This is a genomic window from Dactylosporangium sp. NPDC048998, assembly GCF_043197855.1.
Taxonomy (GTDB): Bacteria; Actinomycetota; Actinomycetes; order Mycobacteriales; family Micromonosporaceae; genus Dactylosporangium.
The window spans coordinates 61,047-80,053 of sequence record NZ_JBICTV010000013.1; the positions used below are offsets into that span (position 1 = coordinate 61,047).

The following is a 19,007-nucleotide window of genomic DNA, read 5'->3' on the forward strand; positions in this document are numbered from 1 at the left end:
GCGAGCGGGAACCCGCAAGCGGGAATCGGCCTACGCGGCCGCGTGATGGTAGTCGGTGGCGGCGAACGCCTGGCCGATCCGGACGGCGGACTCGGGCGCGTCCAGCGCTTCCATGAACGCCTCGACGAAGATGGGCCGGTCGCGGGTGCGGCCGGCCATGCCGAGCGCGGTGGCGAGCTCCTCCTCTGTACGCACCTGGAAGGTGACGGCCCGCTCGTGCGGGTCGAAGGCCTCGACCAGCCGGCCGTACCGCCACGGGGCGATGCTGTTGTAGGGGGCGTCCGCGCCGAGGATGCAGCGCTCCACTGTGTACCCACCGTTGTTGATCAATACGATGACGGGGTTGAGCCCGAGGCGCAGCACCGTGGCGAGCTCCTGCGCGGTGAGCTGGAACGAGCCGTCGCCGATCAGCAGGACGTGCCGCCGGTCGGGCGCGGCGAGCATCGTGCCCAGCAGGCTCGGCAGGGTGTAGCCGATCGATCCCCACAGCGGCTGGCCCACGAACGTGCAGTCCCGCGGCAGCGGCTGTTCGGCGCTGCCGAAGTACGACGTCCCCTGCTCGGCGATCACGACGTCGCCGGGCTCGAAGAAGGCCGCGAGCTGACGCCAGAAGCGTTCCTGGACGAGCCGTTGCGACGGGACCGGCTCGATGACGGCCTCCCGCCGGCGCTCGGACAGCGGCGCGATATCGGCCGCCTTGCGGTACTGCGGCCGCGCCAGGGCCTGCAGCGCGTCCTTCATGGCGACGTGGCCGTGCCGCATCCCGCCGACCGCGGCCGCCGCCGGGTGCAGCTCGATGACCCGGGACTGGTCGATGTGCTGCGTGAACCCGCCGGTGACGGCGTCGCTGAACTCGGTGCCCACCGCGATCAGGCAGCCCGCGCGCTCGACGGTCCGCTGGACGTACGGGTCGCTGAGCTCCCCCGCGTAGCCGCCCACGAACTGCTCGTGGGTCTCGGGAAAGACGCCCTTGGCGCTGCTCAGGCAGGCCACCGGGCAGCCCAGCGCCTCGGCGAGCCCGATCACCTGGGGCGCGAGCCGGTACCGGTCCACCTCGTGCCCGACCAGCACGGCCACGGAGTTGGTGCCCTGCAACAGGTCGCCGGCCTGGCGCGCGAACGTCGCCAGCTTGCCGGGGTCGCTGGACGGCTCGGGCAGCATCAGCGGCCCGGACGGCGCCGCGATCCGCTGGCCGGCGACGTCGGAGGGCAGCATGATGTACACGGGACGCTTGAACAGCCAGCACAGGCGCAGCACGCGGTCGATCTCCATGGCCGCGTTGTCGCGGTCGAGCTGGGCCTGCGCCACGGTGTACTCGCGGGCGCATTTCGCGGCGTGCGTGAAGTCGCCGTCGCCGGTGGTGTGGTGCACGGTCCGTTTCGCCTGCATCACGAACGTCGCCGGCGTGCCGACGATCGACACGAGCGGCACCGACTCGGCGAACGCGCCGCCCACGCCGGTGAGGGCGCTCAGCTCCCCCACGCTGAACGTGGTGACCAGCGCGGCGATGCCGTTCAGCCGCCCGTAGCCGTCGGCGGCGTACGCCGCGTTGAGCTCGTTGCAGTTGCCGACCCACTCGATGCCGTCGGTCCGCTCGAGCTGTTCCAGAAATTCCAGCTGGTAGTCGCCCGGCACGCCGAAGACGTGGCGGACCCCGATTTCCCGCAGGCGCTGCAGGAGATAGTCACCGACGGTGCTCTGCGTCATCGCGGTGTCCCTTCGTCAGATCGGCACCCGTCATCCGGGCACCGTGAACACGACCCGGCGGCTTTACCCGCCGGCGGCAGGTTGACACGGCCCTCACGGGCTCGTGGCGGTCAGTTCCTTGGGTGGGTCGGCGTCCAGCAGCGTGAGCAGGCGCGCGAGCAGGGCGTCGAGCTCCTCGCCGACCTCGGCGATGCGGGCGTCGCCGTAGCTGGCGAACAGCAGGCTCGGCTGGTCGACGGCCAGTCTGGTGCCGCCGCCGGGGTCGGTGTAGAGCAGCGTCCGCAGCGGGGCGTGCAGCATGACCGACGGGTCGTAGCGGTACATCCGCTCGGCGATGGTGTGATTGCCCATGAGGTACTGCATCGCGCTCCACGACCGCACCGAGCCGGCCATCATGGCGGTGACGTCCATGGTGGAGTACCGCATGAACCCGTGCGGCGCGTTGCGCCCGGCCAGCTCCAGCGTCTCCGCCCACGAGTCCGACCGGCGAAACGCGGCGAGGTCGGCCTCCGGGACGAGTGCCTCGTAGTGCTCCCGCGCCCGGTCGTAGGTGTGCGGAAGCGCCACGACGAGCCGCCGGTCGGGGTGGTCGATGACGGTGTTGAGTCTGGTCACGTGGCGCTGTTCTGCCCGCTGCCGACCCGATCTAACGGCGACGGGCCGGCCGGCGAGCCGGGGGCGATGATGGCGGCATGGCATTTTCGACGGGGTTCACGCGGCGGTTCGGGGTGCGGCATCCGATCGCGTCCGCGCCGATGGGCGGGTCGGCCGGTGGGGCGCTCGTGGCGGCGGTTTCCCGCGGTGGTGGGTTCGGACTGCTGGGGGCCGGGAACGGGGATCCGGCCTGGCTCGCCCGTGAGGTGCCGATCGCGGCCGAGGGCGCCGCGGGGCCGTGGGGGGTCGGGCTGCTGACGTGGGCGATCGACGCGGGCGCGGTCGAGCGCGTGCTGGAGTGCGGCCCCGCGGCGGTGATGCTGTCGTTCGGTGACCCGGGGCCATACGCGCGGCGCATCCGGGACTCGGGCGCGGCGCTCATCGTGCAGGTTACCGATCTGGACGAGGCCCGGCGGGCGGTGGACGCCGGCGCCGACGTCATCGTGGCGCAGGGGACCGAGAGCGGCGGGCACGGGGCCCGGCGCGGGCGGTCCACGCTGCCGTTCGTACCGCTCGTGGCGGACCTCGCCGGGCCGGTGCCGGTGCTCGCGGCCGGCGGGATCGCCGACGGGCGGGGGCTGGCCGCGGTCCTGGCGCTGGGGGCCGCCGGGGCGCTCATCGGCACCCGCTTCCAGGCCACCGCCGAGTCCCTGGTCGACCCGGCGATCGCCGCGGCCATCGTGGCCGGCCGCGGGCAGGACACCGAGCGCAACCGCGTGCTCGACATCGCCCGCGGCTCCCGGTGGCCGGCCGAGTACACCGCCCGCACGCTCGGCCATCCGTTCCTCGACGAGTGGCGGGGGCGGGAGGCGGAGCTGGCCGCCGACGCCGAGGCCGGGCGGGCGTACCGCGACGGCGTGGCGAGCGGCGAACTGCCCCCGGTGCCGATCTGGGCCGGCGAGGGCGTCGATCTCATCAACGACCTGCCGTCCGCGGCCGACGTGGTCGGCACCCTCGTCGCGCAGGCGGAGGCGGCCGTCGCGGAGGCGTTCGGGCCCGAGCTGAGCGGCTGACCGCGGCCGCATACCATCAACCCTGATGGCCCCTCGTACCGTGCAGACCGCGCTCGGCGTCACGATCGCGCTCGTCGGCAACGCCCTCGCCGACCTCGCCACGTTCGTCGCCGGGCGCTCGGCGGGCGGATTCCAGGGCTGCAACGCGGTCCTGGGCGCCGGCGACCGGTTCGGGCTGTTCACCACCCTCGTCGTGACGTACGTCATCGCCCAGGTGGTGCTCGGCGGGGCCGCGGCCGGGCTGTCCGCCCTCGCGAAGCCCGGCGAGGCCTACTGGCAGGGCCTCGGCGGGGGCTGGGCCGTGCTCGCGCTGCTGTCCGTCCTGTCGGTGCTCTACCCGGGCTGCTGAGCCCGCCCGATCGCTACCCGGCCTGCTCGCGGCGATCCTGGAGGCGGCGCTGCTCCCGGCGTACCTCCGCGAAGGACTCCCGCTCGCGCACGAGCCACTCCGGAGGGTCGGCGGCCAGGGCGGCGATCTGCGCGGTGGTAAGCGCCCAGGTTATGCCGCCGCGGGCCAGGCCACTGTTGGACACCCGCAGCCGCGCGGCGACCACGCTGCGCGGGTGCGGCCCGTCGCGGCGCAGGTCGACGAGCCACTGCGGCGGGTTGCGCCGCAGCTCGTCGAACTCGTCGCGGGACACCTGGCCCTCCTGGAACTCCCGCGGGGTGGCCGGCAGATACACGTCCAGCTTCTGCGCGGCTGTCGCGGGCTTCATCAGCTGGGGCTGCTTCGACTTGCTCACCCGGTCAGGGTAGCGGCAGGGCTGCCGGTAGGCTGGCGAGGGAGGTGCCGTGCCCAGCAATGAGGATTCCCGCCCGGTGGCGTTCCGGCTGGCGGTCGTTCCCGGCGTCGTCATCGACCGGTGGGCCCGCACCTGGGCCGAGCGCCTGCCACACACCGCCCTGCGGCTCGTGCCCGCTGAGGCCGCGGAGGCGACCGGGCTCATGCCGGAGCGGGCGGACGCCGCCCTCGTCCGGCTGCCGGTGGACCGCGACGCGCTGCACGCCATCCCGCTGTACACCGAGACGACGGTCGTGGTCGTCCCCCGCGACCACGTGCTCAACGCGGCCGACGAGCTGACCCTGGCCGAGCTGGCCGAGTTCGGCGACCCGCTGCTGCGCCCCCTCGACGACGTGCTGCCCTGGGCCGAGGAGCCGGCCACGACGGTCGAACGGCCCGAGACGACGGCCGCCGCGGTCGAGTGGGCGGCGGCCGGCGTGGGCCTGCTCGTGGTCCCGCAGTCGCTCGCGCGGCTGTACCACCGGCGCGACCTCAAGTACCGCACCGTCACCGACGCGCCGGCCTCGAGCGTCGCCCTCGCGTGGCCGCGCGACGGGCACACCGACCTCGTCGAGGAGATGATCGGCATCGTCCGGGGCCGCACCGCGAACAGCACCCGCGGCCGCGCCGAGCAGTCCCGTCCCCCGGCGCCACGCCGCCGCGGCCGTTAGCGGCTGGCTAGCGGCTGGCTAGCGGCTGGCAAGGCCAGGTCACCCTCGGGTGGTGTGGGAGCCCGCCAGCCGGGCGACAAGCATGGAGGCTCAGGGGCGGCGGAAGGGGTGTCGGCGAATGGCTTTCCGCCGGCTTCCGGACATCGGCGACGTGGACGTAGTCTCCTACGACCCGGCGTCGGCCGGCGTGGGCGTGGTGATGGGGCTGCTCGTGGCGGCGCTCGTCGCCCTCGGCGTCGCCGGCTACCTGCTCCGCGTCGTCGTCCAGCCGATTCGCCGGACCGCGATGATCGCCGAGCAGCTGGCCTGCGGCAAGCTCGACCCGCGGCTGATGGCGACCGGGCTCGGCGAGATCAGCCGGCTCGGGCAGTCGCTCAACGTCCTCGGCGCGTCGCTCGGGCGCTGCGTCGGCGGGCTGGCGCAGCTCGTCGCGGCGCAGACGGCCCTGCGGCGGGTGGCCGTGCTCGTCGCGCGCGGGGTGCTGCCCCACGACGTGTTCCACACCGTCACCGCGGAGCTCGGCCGCCTGATCGGGGCCGACGGGGCCAACATCGTGCGGTACGAGCCCGACGGTTCCGGCACCATCGTCGCGCGGTGGGGCTGGCCGGGGCGGCTGCTGCCCGTCGGCACGCGCATCTCGCTGCAGGGCGCGAGCGTGTCGGAGCTCGTGCGGCGCACCGGCCGGGCCGCGCGAATGGACAGCTACCAGGACCGGTCCGGGCCCCTCGCGACGTTCCTGTACGAGCGCGGCATCCGCTCGGCCGTCGGGGCGCCGATCTACGTCGAGGGCCGGCTCTGGGGCGTCGTCACCGCGTCCATGGTCCGCGACGAGAGCCTGCCGCGGGACGCGGAGGCGCGGCTGGCCGACTACACCGACCTCGTCGCGACCGCCATCGCCAACGCGCAGGCCCGTACGGAGCTGGTCGCGTCGCGCGCCCGCGTGGTGCTCGCCACCGACCAGGTCCGCCGGCGCATCGAGCGAGATCTGCACGACGGCGTCCAGCAGCGGCTGCTGTCGGTCGGGCTGGAGCTGCGCGCCGCGCAGGACAGCGTGCCGGAGACGATGGGCGGCCTGCGGGAGCGGCTCGACTCGGTCGCCGACGGGCTCCACGGGGGGATCGACGACCTCCGCGAGATCTGCCGGGGCATCCACCCGACGATCCTCACCGACCGGGGGCTCGCAGCGGCGGTCAAGGCGCTGGCCCGGCGCTCCGGGGTCGCCGTGGACGTGGACGTACACCTGGACCGACGCCTGCCCGAGTCCGTCGAGGCGGCGGCGTACCGCGTGGTGGCGGAGACGCTCGCCAACGCGTCGAAGCACGCACGGGCGACGCTGGTGCGGGTGTCGGTCGGCGTGCGCGAGGCGCGCCTGCACCTGTCGCTGCGCGACGACGGCGTGGGCGGCGCCGACCCGGCCCGCGGCTCGGGGCTCATCGGCATCGGCGACCGGGTCGAGGCGCTGGGCGGTTCGATGACGCTCACCAGCCCGCCCGGTGCCGGCACGGCGCTCGACGTAGAACTCCCGATCGAATAGGTCGCGACGCCCCCGGGCCGCCGGGCGGGGCGGGTCAGCCGGGCAGGACCCGGGTCTCCCCCGGTGGAAGCGCCGGGCCGCTACCGGCCCGCGTCCAGGTTCAGTTTGAAGCCGACGTGGGTGGCGGCGAAGCCGAGCCGTTCGTAGAAGCGGTGCGCGTCGGGACGCGCCACGTCGGAGGTGAGCTGCACCAGCCGGCAGCCACGCCGCCGCGCCTCGTCGATCGCCCAGCGCATCAGCATCGCGCCGACCCCGCCGCCCCGCTCGTCCCGCGCCGCCCGCACCGCCTCGATCTGTCCCCTGGCGGCGCCGCGCCGGGCCAGCCCGGGCAGCACGGTCAGCTGCAGGGTGCCCACGACGCGCCCGGCCCGCTCGGCGACCACCAGCACCTGGTTCGGGTCCGCGTCGAGTGCGGCGAACGCGGCCCGATAGGGCGCCAGGTCATCCGGCGACTCACGACCCGCGCCGAGCGGGTCGTCGGCCAGCAGCGCGACGATGGCCGGCACGTCCGCGCCGGCCGCCCTTCGGATTCGCAGCTCCGCCACCCCGTGCCCTCCCGTCCCCATGCCGCGCACCATGCGATGCCCGGTCACCCGGTCAGGCGCAGGTTACACAGGTGCGGGCGGAGGGCCGGGCGGCGAGCCGCTCGGCGGGGATCGGCCGGCCGCAGCGCTCGCAGACGCCGTAGCTGCCGGCCTCGAGCCGGGCCAGCGCGTCGTCGAGGTCGGCGGCGCGCCGCCGGGCCGCGTCCAGTACGGCGGTGAGCTGGGCCCGCTCGTACGCGATGGTGCTGCCCTCGGGGTCGTGCTCGTCGTCGGCGTTGGACTCCCGGGATGCCTCGAAGACGCCGCGCAGGTCCTCCTCCAGCGCCCGCACCTCGTCGCCGGCCCGCTCCCGCAGCCGCCGCAGCTCCGCCCGCGCCGGGGCGACGTCACCGCCCGCCACGCCCCCAACGATACGGCGACCCCACTCGCCCGATCCTGCCGCACTTCCCGCGTGCGGTACGAATGGGCGCATGAATCTCGCCGATATCGAGCGTGAGATGGCGCGCCTGGACGCCGTCTACCGGCCCGTGGCCACCGCGCCCGTCGACCTCGCCGATCCCGCCGCGCTGCGGGACCTCGGCGCCTCGATCCGGGCGGAGCTGGCGGCGCTCGGCGTCGGCGGGCGGTCCGAGGCGGTGCTCCGCGCCGTCGTCGAAGCCTACGCCGCCGGGGACGGGACGGTCCGGACCGCGATCCGGGGGCTGTTCGAGCGGTACCCCTCGTTCCGGTGGGCGGCGCACCTGCCCCCGGACTGGGACACGGCCGCGGAGTTCCGGACCCGCCTCATCCTGCTGTGCGCCCACGACCAGGCCCCGGACACCCGCGACGAGATCCTGGCCCTGCAGGACCTGTGCGACCGTGCCCGCCGGGCCGGGATCGACGTCGACCCCGTCCTGGACGAGGTGACCGCGATGGCGAGCGACACCGACCGGTACGGCATGGGCTCGATGCGCGCGATTCTCCTCACCTACGCCCGAACTGATTGATGCGCGGCGATGGGTCGCCGGGTTATGGTTCGGGGACCACGATTGCGGCGAATCGTGCTTCCTGCCCGTACCGTCCCGAGGAAACGGAGCCATGAGCACACGGAAGCTCGCCTCCGCCGCGATCGCCGCGGCGCTGGCCATCGTCGCCGCCGGCATCTGGCGGCCCGCGTTCGGTGACGCCGTGAAGGCGTCCGGCAACCCGACGTCCGCCGCCGCGCCGGCCTGGACCGGCACCTGGGCCGCGGCCCCCCAGTCCAGCGGCACGACCTTCAACCAGCAGACGATCCGCCAGATCGTGCACACCAGCATCGGCGGCACCGCCGCGCGGATCCGGCTGTCCAACGCGTTCGGCAGCCAGCCGGTCACGATCGCCGACGTACACCTGGCCCGGCGCACGTCCGGTGCGTCGATCGACCCGGCGTCGGACCGGGCGGTCACCTTCGGTGGCGCCCCGCAGACCACCATCCCGGTCGGCGGCAGCGTCACCAGCGACCAGGTCGCGTTCGCCGTCGACGCCCTCGCCGACGTCGCGGTCAGCTTCTACCTGCCGTCGGCCACCGGCAACGCCACCGTCCACGACTTCGGCGACCAGACCAACTACGTCACCGCCGGCGACGTCGCCGGCAGCGCCACGCTGAGCGGCGCGCAGACCCGGAGCAACTACTTCTTCCTGACCAACCTCGACGTGCAGAACGCCGCCGCCGAGGGGGCCGTCGTCGCGCTGGGCGCCTCCATCACCGACGGCGTCGGGTCCGGCGCGAACGCCAACCGGCGCTGGCCCGACGACCTCGCCGTCCGGCTCGGCCGGGCGGGCCGCACCATCGGCGTGCTCAACCAGGGCATCAGCGGCAACCGCCTGCTCGCCGACGGTGCCGGCCAGAGCGCCGCGAACCGCTTCGACCGCGACGTGCTCTCCCAGCCCAACGTCAAGTGGGTCGTGTTCTCCGACGACCCGATCAACGATCTCGGCAACAGCGGCGGCTCGGTGACCGGCGACCAGCTCGTCACCGCCGCGAAGCAGCTCATCGCCCGCGCGCACCAGGCCGGGGTCAAGTTCCTGTGCTCCACGCTGACCCCGTTCCAGGGCGCCGGGTACTGGACCCAGGCCGGCGAGAACGGCCGCCAGGCGTACAACGCGTTCGTCCGGGGCGCCGGCAGCGGCTGCGACGGCGTCGTCGACCAGGACACCGCGACCCACGACCCGGCCCGCCCGACGTGGTTCCGGTCCGACCTGGAGACCGGGGACCATCTCCACCCCAACGAGGCGGGCCTGCAGGCCATCGCCGACGCGGTCGGCCTGAGTCTGTTCGGTACCGCGACACCCCCGCCGGCCACCGTGGTCAGCTTCCGCGCCCACGCCAACGGCAAGCTCGTCACCGCCGAGAACGCCGGCAACGACCCGCTCATCGCCAACCGCACCGCGGTCGGGCCGTGGGAGCAGTTCGACCGCATCGACCTCGGCAACGGCCGGATCGCGCTGCGCGCCCACGCCAACGGCAAGCTCGTCACCGCCGAGAACGCCGGTGCGGCACCGCTCGTCGCCAACCGCACCGACGTCGGCGCGTGGGAGACGTTCGACCTCATCCGCAACCCCGACGGCAGCGTGTCCCTGCGCGCGACCGTCAACGGCAGGTACGTGTGCGCCGACAACGCCGGGGCGGCGCCGCTGATCGCCAACCGGACCGCGATCGGCGCCTGGGAGTCGTTCGACCTGCTGTAGCCGCGCCGCGTTGCCTCGTTCGCGCCGGCCGGGGCCCCGGCCGGCGCGAACGGTACCGCCGCCCGCGACGGTCGCCGCCGGCTACTCCGGCAGCGCCGCGTCCGAGGTCGCGGCGTGGCGCGGGATGAACAGGGCGAGCAGGGCCGCGGCCACCGCGGCGCCCGCGCAGATGGCGAACAGCGTCCGGTAGCCGGCCAGGGACGGCAGCGCGTGGCCGGCCAGGCTGATGGTCTGGGCGGCCAGGATCGCGCCGCCGATGGCGCTGGCCAGCGAGCTGCCGACGCTGCGGAAGAGGGCGTTGAGGCCGTTGGCCGCGGCCAGCTCCGAGCGCGGGGCGGCGTGGATGATGAGGCCCGGCATGGCGGCGTACGCGATGCCGGTGTCGGCAGGTGGCCGAGGGGTGAGTTGAGACCGCCTTCACAGCGGCGAGGCACCCTACGATCGGTGACGAGGGTGACGAGGGAAGGGAGCGGGCAGATCGAGAGCCTCAGGGAGCGCAAGCGCGAGCGGAACCGCTCCGCCACCGTCGAGGCGGCGTGGCGGCTGTTCATCGAGCGCGGCTACGACCACGTCACGGTCCAGGACATCTGCGCGGCGGCGGACATCGCGCCGCGCACGTTCCACCGGTACTTCGCCGCCAAGGAGGACGTCGTCGCCGAGCCGGTCCGCCGGATGACCAGCATCGGCCACGAGCACATCGCCGCCGCGCCGCCGGGCACCCCCGCCGCCGACGTGGTGCGGCAGGCGATGCTGGCCGTGGGCCGGTTCGTGGTCGAGCACCGCGAGCTGCTCACCGGCCTGCGCACGGTGGCGCTGCAGTCCAGCCACCTGCGCTCGTCCTACCCGGGCGTGCGCCCCGACCAGGAGGCGGCGTTCGTCGCCCAGCTGGCGGCGCGCGACGGGGCGGACGGCGCGGACGGCGCGGACTGGCGGCTCCGGCTGCTCGTCGGCTGCGCGATCGCGGGCTTCCGGGTCTGGTACGAGGACTATTTCCGCGGCGCCCCGGCGGACCCGCTGGCCCATCTGGACGAGATCCTGCGGGCCGCGTGTCCGCCTGCGGCGGGCTGATCAGCGGGCGAAGACCTCAGTGCGGGATCAGGCCGCCGTGGAACGACACCGTGCCGGCCAGCGGCGCGCCGCTGCGGGCGAACTCGGTCATGCCCGAACCCTTTCACAGCCGGCGCCGCCGGCGGACCACCCCGACCAGCGGGTGACGTCGATGCCGATCAGGCTCCCCTTCAGCTCGTACCGCGGGTAGCGGGCCCGCAGCAGCCCGAGCGCCCGGCGCCCCTCGGACCCGGCCGGGTCGACCTCGCGGGCGGTGCCCTCCGCGCGCACCCACCACAGCGCGGCCCAGTCGTCCTCGTAGTGGTCGACGAGCACCGCCGCGTGCGGGTTGGCGGCCAGGTTCGCCAGGCGGCGCAGGGCGGTGTGCCGCTTCGGCTTGGCGTCCACGCCGTGGTAGATCGTGTCCCCGTCGACGGCGAACACGATCGGCACGACGTGCGGGCGGCCGTCGGGCGAGGCCGTGGCCAAGCGCGCCACCGGGGCCTCGGCGAACCGGCGCCGCGCCTCGGCCTCGATCACGCGCCCTCCTCGCTTCGCTTCGGACCGGTCACGCGCCCTCGCCGGCGAAGTCGGTGATCGCCCGCTCCCACTCGTCCAGGGCCCGCTCGACCGACGAGCGCGGCCCGGAGGGCAGCCAGTGGCTCGCGCGCTGCACCCCGGCGTCGTGCAGGCGCTGCAGTACCGCCGGATCCGCCGGTGCGGAGAGCACCTGCACGTCGATCGGCCGCTCCGCGCGGGCGCGCAGCTGCTCGATGCGCGGGAAGATGGCCTCGTCGTAGTTGGGGAACCAGGCGTCGCCGAAGGCCAGCACGCGGTCGAGCACCCCCGGGCCGACGCCGCCGACCAGGATCGGCGGGTGCGGGCGCTGGGCCGGCTTGGGGTAGGACCAGATTCGGTCGAACGAGACGTACTTGCCGTGGTACGTGGCCTCGTCCTGGCCCCAGATCGCCCGCATCGCCTCGACCCGCTCGCGCAGGACCGTCATGCGCACCCGCGGGTCGGTGCCGTGGTTGCGCATCTCCTCGCGGTTCCACCCCGCGCCGACCCCGAACTCGAACCGGCCGCCGGAGAGCTGGTCGACCGAGGCGACCTCCTTCGCGGTGATGATCGGGTCGCGCTCGATGACGAGGCAGATGCCGCTGCCGACGCGCAGCCTGCTGGTCGCCGCGGCGGCCGCGGTGAGCGCGACGAAGAGGTCGTAGGTGTGCCAGTACCGCGTGGGCAGCTCGCCGTGCTCGTAGGGCGTGTCCCGGCTGGCCGGGATGTGCGTGTGCTCGGCGAAGAACAGCGCCGACTGGCCGCGCTCCTCGACCAGGCGGGCGAGCGGCCCGGGCGCCATCGCGTTGTGCGTGGGAAAGTATCCGGCTCCGAAGTCCATGCCGTCATCTCTACCCGGTCCGCGGCCCGATCCGGGTCGAGGCGAGGATGATGCGTCCGCCGCCAGAGGTGTGACCCGGTCACGGCCGTGCCGGGGCCAGCATCTCGTCCGTGATCGGCACCATGGGCAGGCCGGCGGAGCAGTAGCCCTCGCCGTCCTCCGTGACGACCGCCGTCTCGTAGCCTTCGAGCCCGGCCAGCCATCGCAGCCCGTTGCGGCCCATCGCCATCGCCGCGGTTGCGTAGGCGTCGGCGACCGCGAGATCCGGGCCGACGACGGTCACCGATCGCAGGGCGCGGGCGGGCTCGCCGGTGCGGGGGTCGACGACGTGGAAGCCGCGCTCGTAGGTGCCGGACGTGGCCACGCCAAGGTCGGTACCGGCGAGGACGAGCAGGGTGCCCTCGCTGTCCCACGGGTGCAGCACGGGGACGTGCCACGGCCGGCCCGGCTCGGGGCCGCCCCGCAAGCGGATGTCTCCGCCCGCGTTGACCAGGTGGTTGACGCTGCCGGCAGCCGCGAGGCGGGCCGAGGCGACCTCGGCGGCCCAGCCCTTGACGTAGCCGGACGGGTCGAGGCGGCCGGTGGCGTACGCGTCGAAATACCCGTCGGTGTCCCGCCACAGCGCCGCGCAGGCGTCGAGGACCTCCCGCAGGTACGCCGAACCGTCCGCCGGCCGCAGCGTGCCCTCGTCGAGCCGGCAGACCTCGCTGTCGGGCCGGTACGTGCTGAAGCGCCGGTCGACCTCGCGCATCCAGGCGAAGAAGTCGTCGGCGAGCGCCTCGAGCGTGGCGCGGGGCAGCGGGTCGGCGATGTCGATCGCGACCATGGTGCCCATCACCAGCTCGCTGCGGCGCAGCCCGGTGGGCGTGCCCGGCGTCACCTCAGATGCCCGCCTTCGACATCGCCGAGCGGAGCGACGCCTGGTAGGCCTGGCTGGTCAGGGTCGCCCGGGAGTAGTGGATCGCCGCGAAGTTGGTCTTGTAGTTGGTGACGGCGAGGCTGTTCAGCGCCGGTATCGCGGCGGTGTTGCGGTCCCAGTTGGACTTGCTCTGCACGGCCGAGGCCGTCTTCAGCGCCCCGCCGCAGACCTGGATGGTGACGGTGACGGTACCGACGCCGGGCGAGGCGATCTGGGCGGCGCCGCCCGACGCGGTGGTGCAGGCGGCGGCGGTGGTGGGCGCCGGTGCGTTCGTGGTGCGGCCCGCGCCCGGGGTGCCGGGCGCCGCACCTTGCGTGGTGCCGAGGGCGCTCGGCGCCGGCGCGGCACTCGCGGTCGGCGCGCCCGACGCGTCGAGGACCGCGGCCGGGTCGCTCGCGGGGGCGCCGGCGGCGTCATCGCTCGACGCGACGGCGCCGGTGTCCGCGGGCGGCGACGTGCTGCCGTACTTGGCGCCGACGAGCAGCACCGTGCCGGCCAAGGTGCCCAGCAGCGCGGCGGCGGGTCTACGCACAACTACCTCCCGAAAGCCTCAGAAAGTGCCTCAGAACTCGAAGGGGTCAAGGTGGATCTGCCGGCCGGGCACCCGCAGCCGGCGCAGCGCGCGGCGGGAGGTGGAGATCAGGCCGTCGGGGCCGCACATGTACACGTCGCGCCGGCGCACGTCGGGCACCAGCTCGCGCAGGCCCCGCGGGCTGAACGCGCGCCGCGGCGCGGGGTCGTCGCGGGAGCCCAGGACGTACCAGACCTGGATCCCGCGCGCGACCGCCAGCTCGTCGAGCTCGGCGCGGAACGTCAGCTCGGCCTCGCTGCGGGCGCGGAAGAGCAGCACGGTGTCGGCGGGCAGGTCGTCCAGCAGGGCCCTGATCGGCGCGATGCCGCTGCCGCCGGCGATGAGCAGGGCACCGTGGCGCAGGCGGTGCCCGGCGGTGAACGCCCCGGACGGCCCCTCGGCGAACACCCGCACACCGGGCCGGACGTGCTGCAGGTCGCTCGTGTGGTCACCGACGACCTTGACGGTGATCCGCAGCCAGTCGGCGTTGGGCGCCGCGGACAGCGAGAACGGGTGCGCCTGCCACCATCCGCCGCGCATCAGGAACCGCCAGCGGAAATACTGGCCGGCCTCGGCGTCGAGCCGGTCCAGCCGCCGGCCGCCGATGTAGATCGACATCATGCCGGCGCCCTCCGGTACGACCTCGATGACGTGCAGCCGATGGCGCAGGTTGAGCCAGAGCGGCTCGACGACGCGGCCCCAGACGAGGCAGGCGAGGGCGAAGGCGTACAGGCTGATCCAGTACCAGCGGGCGAAGCCGGACTGCAGGTCCGCGCCGTCGGTGAACTGGTGGCCGTAGCCGAGCAGCAGCGCCAGGTAGGCGGACAGGTGCAGGTAGTACCACACCTCGTAGCGCATCCGGCGGCGGATCGTGCGGATCGCCAGCAGGCCCAGGGCCACGAGCACGCCGGTCGCGACGAACGCGCTGACCATGTCCCGGTAGGTGGTGAGCATGGTCCACGTCTCGTGTGCCAGCGACGCGTGCTCCGCCCCGGCATACCCGACGACGATCAGCGCCGCGTGGGCGAGCACGACGACGACCACGGTACCGCCCAGCGCCCGGTGCCAGATCAGCAGTTCGTGCGCGCCCACCCAGGCCTCCAGCCAGGCGGCGCGGCTCATCATCAGCGTCTGCACGATCAGGACGAACCCGCCGACCATGCCGGTGACGCGGCCCGCGGCGATCAGGGCGGCGGCGGGCGTGTCCACCGAGCCGGCCGGCGTGTTGAGCCACCACAGCTCGACGCTCGCGGCGAGGGCGAAGTAGAACAGCGTGTAGAAGAAGAGACGGTTGCCGGTGCGGGAAATGCCCGGCGCGTGGCCGTTCGCGTGCCGTGCCGCGGTGGCCGTCAAGGTGTCCGTCTGCGTCATCACCGGGATTCATACCAGGTTCCGACGCGGGAAATACCGGCAAATCGGGCGAGTAAACCAGACTTATGGGGCGCTTAGCGTGCGGTTAGCGTTGCGCCGCCCGGCGGCGGGCCGAGCTCGACGGTGATCATCGCGCCGCCGCCGGGGGCGCGCTCCAGCGCGATCCCGCCGCCGGAGGCCGTGGCGGTGCGCTCGACGATGTCCAGCCCCAGCCCGGTCGAGCCGGCCCCGCTGTGCCCCCGCCGCAGCGCGACGCGCTCGGGCAGGCCCGGCCCCTCGTCGAGGACGACGAGGCGGGCGCCGCCGCCGGCCCGGGCGAGGAGCCGCACACCGAAGCCGGCACCCTCCGGCGTGTGCGCGAAAACGTTGCCGAGCAGCGCATCGACGCACGCGGACAGGTCGTCGCGGGGCACCATGACCGGCAGCGGGCCCGGGTCCAGCCGCGCATCCACCCGCCGGTCCTCCTCGTCGGCCAGCGGCGACCAGAACGCCAGCCGCTCGCCGACCACCCGCGTCGCGTCGCACATCGGCAGGTCACCGGCGTCCATCGGGCGCCGTGCCGCCCGGATGACGTCGTTGACGGTCCGCTCGAGGGCGTCGAGCCCGGCGGTGATCCGCCGCCGCTCGGCCGGGTCCCGCAGTGACTCGGTGTCGATGCGCAGCGCCGTCAGCGGGGTCCGCAGCCGGTGGGACAGGTCGGCGGCCGACTCGCGCTCCCGGACCAGCAGCGCGCTGATCCGGTCGGCGAGCAGGTTCAGCCCGCCGCCCACCTCGCGGACCTCTGGCGGCCCTGCGCCCGGCGCGGCCCGGGCGCCGAAGTCCCCGCCGGCGAGCCGGTGCGCGACCGCGGCCACCGCCGTCAGCGGGCGGGTCAGGCTGCGCGCCAGCCGGTCCGCGACCAAGACGCCTACCACCAGCAGGGCGACGCCGAGGCCGACGAGGACCAGCCACGCGCGGCCCACGCCGCGACGCATCGCCGCGTCGCTCACGAAGGTGCGCACCACCGCCGTACCGTCGTCGAGGCCGGCGACCGCGACCAGGACCTCCCGGCCGCCCGGGGCCGGCGCGGTAAGGCTGCTGCCGTCGGCGGCCCGGACGACCGCCGCGCTGCGGGCGGCCGGCGCGCCGAGGACGTGGCCGTTGGGCAGGAAGACCGTGAAGCGGTACCCGTCGGCCGCGTTCGCCTGGTCGAGCGCGAGGGCGAGGGCCGGCTCGTCGAGCGAGCCCACCGTCGGCGCCAGCGCCTGGGCCTGGGCCACGGCCGCGTTCACCGCCCGGTCCGCGGCCGCGGAGCGCACCAGCAGGGCGAGCGGCACCAGGAAGGCGACCAGCACGAGCGAGGTGGTGGCGGCCACCAGGAGCACGAGTCGCAGTCTCATCGCGGCGGCGGGCCCGCAAACGCCACGAACTTCACCCCGATGCCGCGCACCGTGTGCAGGTACCGCGGCTCCCGGGCGGTCTCCCCGAGCTTGCGGCGCAGCCACGACAGGTGCACCTCGACCGTCTTGTCCGTCCCGCTGTACGGCTGCCGCCACACCTCGTTGATCAGCTCGCGCTTGGTGACCACCGTGCCGGCCCGGGCGGCAAGGTAGCTCAGCAGGTCGAACTCGCGGGCGGTGAGTTCGATGCGGGCCTCGTCCAGCGTCACCTCGCGGGCCGCCACGTCGATCCGCAGCCCGCCGTGCGTCAGCGGCTCCTGCGGGCCGCCGGCGGCGCGCCGCAGCACCGCGCGGATCCGGGCGTCCAGTTGGGCCGCGCCGAAGGGCTTGCTGAGATAGTCGTCGGCCCCGGCGTCGAGCGCCTCGACGATCGCCGCCTCCTGGTCGCGCGCCGTGGCCACGATCACGGGCACCCGGCTGATCGTACGGAGCATGCGCAGCACGTCCCGGCCGTCCACGTCCGGCAGCCCGAGGTCGAGCACGACCAGGTCGGGCGCGCCGTCCACGGCCAGCTGCAGCCCGCGCATGCCGTTGCCGGCCGTGGTCACGGCATGCCCGAGGTCGCCGAGCGCATGGATCAGGGCGCGCCGGATCTCGGCGTCGTCCTCCACGAGGAGCAGTCGGGCCACGGCGTCACCGTACCGGCCCGCACCTCCGGAATCTCTATGCCGGACTTAACCCGCGCTTATCCGGGGCTGTGGCAGGGTCACTCGCGTGAACCCGACCGTGCGCCGTGTGGCGGCCAGCGTGACGGCGTGGGGCGCGGGGGCCGCCGCGTCGATCGCCGTCAGCCTGGTGGCGCTCTCGTCGATCGACGCGGGGTCGGCGGTCGGCCCGGCGCAGCAGCTCGCGCCCGACGGGCTCACCAGGGTCGACACCGAGGCCGGCCCCTCGGCCCCGCCGCCGGCGCCTCCCTCCGACGCGCCCGAGCCGCCGGCCCCGACGAAGACGGCGGCGGCACCGGTCGTGCCGGGCTCGTCGCCCAGCGGCGTCCAGCGGCTGCTCACCTCGCCCGGCGGCACGGTCGTAGCCCGCTGCACCGGCAGCAGCGTCTACCTGGTCTCCTGGAGCCCCGCCCAGGGGTACCAAGTGACCCACGTCGAGCGCGGACCCGGCCGGACCGCGGAGGTCGCCTTCCGCGGCGCGAGGCGGGTCGAGATCGAGGTCCGCTGCGTGGGCGGGCGTCCCACGGCCGGCAACTGACCGGCCGCAGGGCCCGCTCAGCCCGCGACCTCGGCGCGCTTGAGCGCGGCCTCGACCACCACCGTCTCCATGTCCCGGGCGCACTGCTCGATCGTGGCGAGCGCGAAACGGTGCGTGTCGCCCCACAGGGTGTACCCGATGGCGTCCGGCACGTCCTCGACGTGGAGGTAGAACGTGCCGTCGTAGGTGTCCTCCTTGACGCCCCAGTGCCGGGTGGTGAGCGGCAGCGCGGCGCGGACCTCGTCCTCGGCCGGCGCCGGGCCGGTCCCCTCGTCGCGCGTCTCCTTGCGGCGGTCGTTGAGGTAGCACGAGAGGTCCACGTCGTCGGCCAGGTCGCGGCCGACCCGGGCGATCAGCTCCTGGTGCGCCGCCGTGTCGTAGTACCCGTGCTTGTACGCCCCGATCGCCGCGCCCCACGCCCGCGCGACCACCTCGTCGAACGAGCCCCAGGCCATGTCGAGCACGCAGTCGATCACGCAGATGCCGAACTGCCGGAGGTTGCCGACCGCCTCGGCGAAGCCGGGCCGGAACCGGTTGCTGACCACCACCTGCACCACGGCCGTGCCGGAGCCGGTCGCGCGGGCCAGCGCGACGGCGTACGCCGCGAGCAGGATGGGCCCGGACGCCACGCCGGTGCGGGCGGCGATCGTGCGGGTCGCGAGCGCCATGGCCGGCGACACGCTGACGACCTCCCAGAACCGCGGCTCGCCGGGGTCGTGGGTGCCGGCGGGGGCCGGAGCCGGGCGCGGTGGGATGCGCCCCAGCTGCCGCTCCCAGTACCGCAACGACTTCTCGCTCTGCCGCAGCGCGGCCGGCGTGCGCTGCTGCCGGGCCAGCTCGAGCGGCTGGACGCCCTCGACGGCGGCGGTCTGCCGTCCCGTCGCGGGGTCGAGGTGGGCCAGGTCGCGCACGACGGCGTCGATGCCGAACCCGTCGACGACGACGTGGTAGTACATCACGACCACGTGCGTGAGCGTGCCGCCCGAGCGGACGACCGCCATCCGCACCGGCCACTCGCCGGCCGGGTCGAACATCGTGGTCTGGTACCGCACCCGCAGCGCCTCGGCGACCGTGTCCGGGTCCTCGCCGGGCGCGACGTCGACGATCTCCAGCGCGGTCTCCCCCGACTCGGACACCACCTGCCGCGGCGCCCCGCCGTCGACCGGGTGCAGCCTGGTGCGCAGCGCCTGGTGGCGGCTCATGACGAAGCGCAGCAGCGCCGCGACCCGCTCGACCGTTTCGCCCTCGGCGGCGCGGACCGTGCCGCCGATGTTCATGGTCCGGCCGGTGCGCCGCATGAGGTCCCAGACGTCGCGCTGGGCCCAGGTCAGCTCCTCGGCGCCGGAGCCCTCGCCCCGGAACGCCACGACAACCTGGCTCGTCCCGCTCTCCACCGACCACTCCCCTCCGCCGCTGGCCCGCCAGATATTCAGCCGCGCATCCGCGG

The 19,007-nt window shown here is 74.6% G+C and carries 22 protein-coding genes; 8 read left to right on the plus strand and 14 right to left on the minus strand.

All coding sequences use genetic code 11. The annotated features are described in order from the left end of the window. Window positions 1–30 precede the first annotated feature (30 nt). Together ACGFI8_RS27185 and ACGFI8_RS27190 are read right to left on the minus strand one after the other, a co-directional pair. Window positions 31–1,707: an alpha-keto acid decarboxylase family protein gene (locus tag ACGFI8_RS27185; RefSeq protein ID WP_392809090.1), complete on the minus strand. Its 1,677-nt coding sequence runs from the start codon at window positions 1,705–1,707 to the stop codon at window positions 31–33. Between the two features lie 93 nt (window positions 1,708–1,800). Continuing rightward, window positions 1,801–2,322 (minus strand): hypothetical protein, encoded by a 522-nt coding sequence (locus tag ACGFI8_RS27190; protein ID WP_392809092.1) that lies wholly within the window; start codon window positions 2,320–2,322, stop codon window positions 1,801–1,803. Between the two features lie 77 nt (window positions 2,323–2,399). Between ACGFI8_RS27190 and ACGFI8_RS27195 the strand changes: the two genes are divergently transcribed. After that, entirely contained in the window at window positions 2,400–3,374 is a 975-nt protein-coding gene (locus tag ACGFI8_RS27195) for an NAD(P)H-dependent flavin oxidoreductase (RefSeq protein WP_392809094.1), read from the plus strand. A gap of 25 nt (window positions 3,375–3,399) precedes the next feature. Then, window positions 3,400–3,723 carry a hypothetical protein gene (locus ACGFI8_RS27200; protein ID WP_392809096.1) on the plus strand — a complete coding sequence of 108 codons (324 nt, stop codon included), beginning with the start codon at window positions 3,400–3,402 and terminating at the stop codon, window positions 3,721–3,723. Between the two features lie 13 nt (window positions 3,724–3,736). Here ACGFI8_RS27200 and ACGFI8_RS27205 read toward each other — a convergent pair whose 3' ends face one another. Continuing rightward, a complete protein-coding gene (locus ACGFI8_RS27205) occupies window positions 3,737–4,117 on the minus strand; it encodes a DUF5997 family protein (protein WP_392809097.1) in 381 nt (126 codons plus the stop codon). A 49-nt stretch (window positions 4,118–4,166) separates the two neighbouring features. On the opposite strand from ACGFI8_RS27205, the gene ACGFI8_RS27210 reads away from it, so the two are divergent. Next, on the plus strand, window positions 4,167–4,826 hold the full coding sequence (locus tag ACGFI8_RS27210; RefSeq protein ID WP_392809098.1) for a LysR substrate-binding domain-containing protein: 660 nt from the start codon (window positions 4,167–4,169) through the stop codon (window positions 4,824–4,826). Between the two features lie 118 nt (window positions 4,827–4,944). Continuing rightward, the gene (locus ACGFI8_RS27215) at window positions 4,945–6,360 is read left to right on the plus strand and encodes a histidine kinase (protein ID WP_392809099.1); all 1,416 of its coding nucleotides are present in this window, start codon (window positions 4,945–4,947) and stop codon (window positions 6,358–6,360) included. 80 nt (window positions 6,361–6,440) lie between these two features. Here the strand turns inward: ACGFI8_RS27215 and ACGFI8_RS27220 are convergent, their stop codons facing one another. Next, entirely contained in the window at window positions 6,441–6,926 is a 486-nt protein-coding gene (locus ACGFI8_RS27220) for a GNAT family N-acetyltransferase (protein WP_392809101.1), read from the minus strand. A gap of 31 nt (window positions 6,927–6,957) precedes the next feature. Beyond that, a complete protein-coding gene (locus ACGFI8_RS27225) occupies window positions 6,958–7,305 on the minus strand; it encodes a TraR/DksA family transcriptional regulator (protein WP_392809102.1) in 348 nt (115 codons plus the stop codon). A 70-nt stretch (window positions 7,306–7,375) separates the two neighbouring features. Between ACGFI8_RS27225 and ACGFI8_RS27230 the strand changes: the two genes are divergently transcribed. Then, complete coding sequence (locus ACGFI8_RS27230; protein WP_392809105.1) at window positions 7,376–7,891, plus strand: hypothetical protein; 516 nt, start codon at window positions 7,376–7,378, stop codon at window positions 7,889–7,891. Window positions 7,892–7,982: 91 nt separating this feature from the next. Then, window positions 7,983–9,611 carry a GDSL-type esterase/lipase family protein gene (locus ACGFI8_RS27235; RefSeq protein WP_392809107.1) on the plus strand — a complete coding sequence of 543 codons (1,629 nt, stop codon included), beginning with the start codon at window positions 7,983–7,985 and terminating at the stop codon, window positions 9,609–9,611. Between the two features lie 81 nt (window positions 9,612–9,692). Here ACGFI8_RS27235 and ACGFI8_RS27240 read toward each other — a convergent pair whose 3' ends face one another. Continuing rightward, window positions 9,693–9,971: a hypothetical protein gene (locus tag ACGFI8_RS27240; protein WP_392809108.1), complete on the minus strand. Its 279-nt coding sequence runs from the start codon at window positions 9,969–9,971 to the stop codon at window positions 9,693–9,695. An 84-nt stretch (window positions 9,972–10,055) separates the two neighbouring features. On the opposite strand from ACGFI8_RS27240, the gene ACGFI8_RS27245 reads away from it, so the two are divergent. After that, window positions 10,056–10,679 (plus strand): TetR/AcrR family transcriptional regulator, encoded by a 624-nt coding sequence (locus tag ACGFI8_RS27245; protein ID WP_392809110.1) that lies wholly within the window; start codon window positions 10,056–10,058, stop codon window positions 10,677–10,679. 87 nt (window positions 10,680–10,766) lie between these two features. Here the strand turns inward: ACGFI8_RS27245 and ACGFI8_RS27250 are convergent, their stop codons facing one another. The 7 genes from ACGFI8_RS27250 to ACGFI8_RS27280 all read right to left on the minus strand — a co-directional run bounded on the left by ACGFI8_RS27250 (window position 10,767) and on the right by ACGFI8_RS27280 (window position 16,986). Continuing rightward, window positions 10,767–11,198, minus strand: a complete 432-nt coding sequence (locus ACGFI8_RS27250; RefSeq protein WP_392809112.1) for a TIGR03668 family PPOX class F420-dependent oxidoreductase — start codon at window positions 11,196–11,198, stop codon at window positions 10,767–10,769. A gap of 28 nt (window positions 11,199–11,226) precedes the next feature. Next, a complete protein-coding gene (locus tag ACGFI8_RS27255; protein ID WP_392809113.1) occupies window positions 11,227–12,057 on the minus strand; it encodes an LLM class F420-dependent oxidoreductase in 831 nt (276 codons plus the stop codon). A gap of 79 nt (window positions 12,058–12,136) precedes the next feature. After that, window positions 12,137–12,892 (minus strand): FAD:protein FMN transferase, encoded by a 756-nt coding sequence (locus tag ACGFI8_RS27260; protein WP_392809345.1) that lies wholly within the window; start codon window positions 12,890–12,892, stop codon window positions 12,137–12,139. 46 nt (window positions 12,893–12,938) lie between these two features. After that, entirely contained in the window at window positions 12,939–13,508 is a 570-nt protein-coding gene (locus ACGFI8_RS27265) for a hypothetical protein (protein WP_392809115.1), read from the minus strand. Window positions 13,509–13,538: 30 nt separating this feature from the next. After that, window positions 13,539–14,918 (minus strand): ferric reductase-like transmembrane domain-containing protein, encoded by a 1,380-nt coding sequence (locus ACGFI8_RS27270; protein WP_392809117.1) that lies wholly within the window; start codon window positions 14,916–14,918, stop codon window positions 13,539–13,541. A gap of 74 nt (window positions 14,919–14,992) precedes the next feature. Beyond that, window positions 14,993–16,297: an ATP-binding protein gene (locus ACGFI8_RS27275; RefSeq protein WP_392809118.1), complete on the minus strand. Its 1,305-nt coding sequence runs from the start codon at window positions 16,295–16,297 to the stop codon at window positions 14,993–14,995. Continuing rightward, on the minus strand, window positions 16,294–16,986 hold the full coding sequence (locus ACGFI8_RS27280) for a response regulator transcription factor (protein WP_392809120.1): 693 nt from the start codon (window positions 16,984–16,986) through the stop codon (window positions 16,294–16,296). Before ACGFI8_RS27280 ends, ACGFI8_RS27275 begins: the two co-directional genes overlap by 4 nt. A gap of 85 nt (window positions 16,987–17,071) precedes the next feature. Here ACGFI8_RS27280 and ACGFI8_RS27285 point away from each other — a divergent pair, with 85 nt between their 5' ends. Then, on the plus strand, window positions 17,072–17,560 hold the full coding sequence (locus ACGFI8_RS27285) for a hypothetical protein (protein ID WP_392809122.1): 489 nt from the start codon (window positions 17,072–17,074) through the stop codon (window positions 17,558–17,560). A 17-nt stretch (window positions 17,561–17,577) separates the two neighbouring features. On the opposite strand, the gene ACGFI8_RS27290 is transcribed toward ACGFI8_RS27285, so the two are convergent. Next, window positions 17,578–18,954 carry a condensation domain-containing protein gene (locus ACGFI8_RS27290; protein WP_392809123.1) on the minus strand — a complete coding sequence of 459 codons (1,377 nt, stop codon included), beginning with the start codon at window positions 18,952–18,954 and terminating at the stop codon, window positions 17,578–17,580. Window positions 18,955–19,007: the final 53 nt, after the last annotated feature.

What these genes read in the sequence shown, in the direction of transcription:
- ACGFI8_RS27260 (WP_392809345.1), bottom strand. Translation starts at nt 12,892, where the DNA reads ATGGGCACCATGGTCGCGATCGACATCGCCGACCCGCTGCCCCGCGCC.
- ACGFI8_RS27200 (WP_392809096.1), top strand. Translation starts at nt 3,400, where the DNA reads ATGGCCCCTCGTACCGTGCAGACCGCGCTCGGCGTCACGATCGCGCTC.
- ACGFI8_RS27195 (WP_392809094.1), top strand. Translation starts at nt 2,400, where the DNA reads ATGGCATTTTCGACGGGGTTCACGCGGCGGTTCGGGGTGCGGCATCCG.
- ACGFI8_RS27275 (WP_392809118.1), bottom strand. Translation starts at nt 16,297, where the DNA reads ATGAGACTGCGACTCGTGCTCCTGGTGGCCGCCACCACCTCGCTCGTG.
- ACGFI8_RS27255 (WP_392809113.1), bottom strand. Translation starts at nt 12,057, where the DNA reads ATGGACTTCGGAGCCGGATACTTTCCCACGCACAACGCGATGGCGCCC.
- ACGFI8_RS27230 (WP_392809105.1), top strand. Translation starts at nt 7,376, where the DNA reads ATGAATCTCGCCGATATCGAGCGTGAGATGGCGCGCCTGGACGCCGTC.
- ACGFI8_RS27270 (WP_392809117.1), bottom strand. Translation starts at nt 14,918, where the DNA reads ATGACGCAGACGGACACCTTGACGGCCACCGCGGCACGGCACGCGAAC.
- ACGFI8_RS27220 (WP_392809101.1), bottom strand. Translation starts at nt 6,926, where the DNA reads ATGGGGACGGGAGGGCACGGGGTGGCGGAGCTGCGAATCCGAAGGGCG.
- ACGFI8_RS27240 (WP_392809108.1), bottom strand. Translation starts at nt 9,971, where the DNA reads ATGCCGGGCCTCATCATCCACGCCGCCCCGCGCTCGGAGCTGGCCGCG.
- ACGFI8_RS27235 (WP_392809107.1), top strand. Translation starts at nt 7,983, where the DNA reads ATGAGCACACGGAAGCTCGCCTCCGCCGCGATCGCCGCGGCGCTGGCC.
- ACGFI8_RS27185 (WP_392809090.1), bottom strand. Translation starts at nt 1,707, where the DNA reads ATGACGCAGAGCACCGTCGGTGACTATCTCCTGCAGCGCCTGCGGGAA.
- ACGFI8_RS27215 (WP_392809099.1), top strand. Translation starts at nt 4,945, where the DNA reads ATGGCTTTCCGCCGGCTTCCGGACATCGGCGACGTGGACGTAGTCTCC.